This window comes from Streptomyces marokkonensis (assembly GCF_008312835.1).
Classification (GTDB): domain Bacteria; phylum Actinomycetota; class Actinomycetes; order Streptomycetales; family Streptomycetaceae; genus Streptomyces; species Streptomyces marokkonensis_A.
In genome coordinates this window covers 1-2,576 of record NZ_VSKS01000052.1, presented here as the reverse complement: position 1 = coordinate 2,576, position 2,576 = coordinate 1, and the positions used below count along the sequence as shown (strand labels likewise).

The following is a 2,576-nucleotide window of genomic DNA, read 5'->3' as shown; positions in this document are numbered from 1 at the left end:
GGTGTCGGTGAGGGGTTGGTGGTTGGTGGGGTGGTGGGGTGTGTCGGGGTCGGTGAGGTGGATGAGGAGGTGGGGTGTGGTGGGGAGGGGTTGGTGGAGGGCTTGGGTGAGGGTGAGTTCAGTGACATCGGGGGTGTCGGTGCTGGTGTGGGGGGAGGGTTGCCGGCGTGTCCACCGCACGCTGTGCAGCGGAGCGGCACCGGCGGTGGCTGACTGCGGCAGCAGGGTGAGATTGCTGACGGTCGTGTGCGGGGTGCCGTCGGAGTGACTGGTGACCAGGGCGAGGGTGCGCGGCCCCGTCCTGGTGAGACGGACCCGGAGGGAGGTGGGGGCGGCGGGGCCGCCGTGGTGAGTGACGCCCCGGAAGGCATAGGGCAGTGCTGTTCCGGTGTCGTCGGCGCGGTCCGGGTGCAGGGCGAGTGCCTGGAGCGCGGCGTCGAGCAGCGCGGGATGGGTGCGGTAGCCCTCGGCGGCGGTGTTCGGGGGCAAGGCGACCTCGGCATACACGTCGTCACCGACGTGCCACGCGGCCGTGATCCCCTGGAAGACGGGCCCGTAGTGGTAGCCGCGCACGGCGAGATCGTCGTACAGGGAGTCGGTGTCGAGGGGGATGGCCCCGGCCGGCGGCCAGACCCCTGACAGGTCCGCGGAAGCGCCGGCCTCCGGCAGAGGGTGCGGGGCCAGGACGGCGTCGGCGTGATGGGTCCACTCGTCGTGGTCGTGCGGGCGTGAATGGAGGACGAGTCTGCGCAGACCGCTCTCGTCCGGCTCCTCCGCCAGGAGGTACAGGTCGTACGACGTGTCGTTGGCGAGCGGCAGCGGGGCGTGCAGCGTCAGTTCGTGCACGTGCGGACAGGCCAGATGGGCACCGGCATGGAGCGCGAGGTCGACGAAGCCGGTGGCGGGGAGCAGCGACGTGTCGTGCACGGCGTGATCGGCGAGCCACGGGTGGGTCGCCAGTGATATCTGCCCGGTGAGGATCGTCGCCCGCTGATCGGGCAGGTCGAGGATGGCTCCGAGCAGAGGATGACCGGCTGCCGTCTGACCGAGCGCGGTGGCGGACGCGTCGGCCGACAGGGGCGGCGTGAGCCAGTACGACTCGCGCTGGAAGGCGTAGGTCGGCAGCCTGGTGCCGCGGCCCTGCGCCGTGGTGGTGGGCCAGTCGAGGGTGTGATGGTGGGTGTGGAGCTGAGCCCGTGCGGTGAGGAGCGCGTGGTGGTCGCGCCGGTTGCGGTGCAGCGTGCCGGTGACGAGGGGTGTGATGCCCTCCGGCGAGCCGGCTGCATGGTGGTCCACGGTGTCCTGGACGGCCGGGGTCAGTACGGGGTGGGGGCTGATCTCGATGAAAGTGTGGTGCCCGGTGGTCAGGAGCGCCTGGAGGGTCTCCTGGAAGCGGACGGTCCCGCGGAGGTTGCGCCACCAGTAAGCGGGCGTGAGTTCGCGGGTGTCGAGCGGACCGGCGGTGACGGTGGAGTGGAACGGGATGTCACCGGGGAGAGGCATGAGGTCGGTCAGGGTCCGGTGGAGTTCGTCGTGGAGCGCGTCGACGTGATGGGAGTGGGAGGCGTAGCTGACGTTGATCTTGCGTGCGTCGACGTCCCGTTGCGCACAGTCGTCGAGGAACTCCTCCAGGGCGGAGGCGTCCCCGGCGATGACGGTGTGGGCCGGACCGTTGACGGCCGCGATCGTGAGCTGGTCGGGCCAGGGGGCGAGGAGCTCCTGCACCTTGTGGGCGGCAAGAGGCAGGGAGGCCATGGCGCCCTGTCCCTCCAGCCTGGTGAGCGCCTGACTGCGCAGGGCGACGATTCTGGCCGCGTCCGTCAGGGACAGAGCCCCGGCGATGTGGGCGGCCGCGATCTCCCCCTGTGAGTGACCTACGACTGCGTGGGGGCGGACGCCCGTGTCCTGCCAGTGACGGGCCAGGGCGACCATGACCGCGAAGAGGACGGGCTGGACGACGTCCACGCGGTCGAGACCGGGAGCGTCGGGGTGCTCTTCGAGCACCTGGAGGAGGGACCAGTCGACGTGGGGCGAGAGAGCCTCCTCGCACTCCTCGACGGCTCGTCTGAAGCCGGCGGAGGTGGCGAGCAGCTCCCGGGTCATACCGGCGTACTGCGAACCCTGCCCGGGAAAGACGAACACCACCTTGCCCGTGCTGGTCTCGCCCGGCCCGCTCGTGGCCCGTCCGGTGGTCAGCAGTGCGTGTGGAGAACCCTCGGCGAGGGCGGTGAGCGCTGCCAGCGCCTCGTTCCGGTCAGTGGCGGTGACGACGGCCCGGTGCGGGAAGACGGAGCGTGTGGCCAGGGCGGTCGCTGTCTGGAACAGGCTGAGGTCGGGGTGGTCGGCGAGGTGGCGGCGGAGTCGGTCGGCCTGGGCGCGTAGTGCTGGTTGGGACTTCGCGGAGAGGGGGAGGGCGACGGGGGTGTCTCCTGGTTTGTCGGTGTCGGTGTCGGTGTCTGTGTTTGTGGGTGTGGGTGGTTGTTGGAGGATGAGGTGGGCGTTGGTGCCGCTGACGCCGAAGGCGGAGATGGCGGCGTTGCGGGGGCGGGGGTGTTGGGGCCAGGGGGTGGGTTGGG

1 protein-coding gene is annotated in these 2,576 nt (G+C 70.8%); it reads right to left on the bottom strand.

Going from position 1 to position 2,576, the window contains the following annotated elements:
• A partial coding sequence (locus F1615_RS35315; protein ID WP_149553123.1) for an acyltransferase domain-containing protein occupies positions 1 to 2,576 on the bottom strand: 2,576 nt, incomplete at both ends.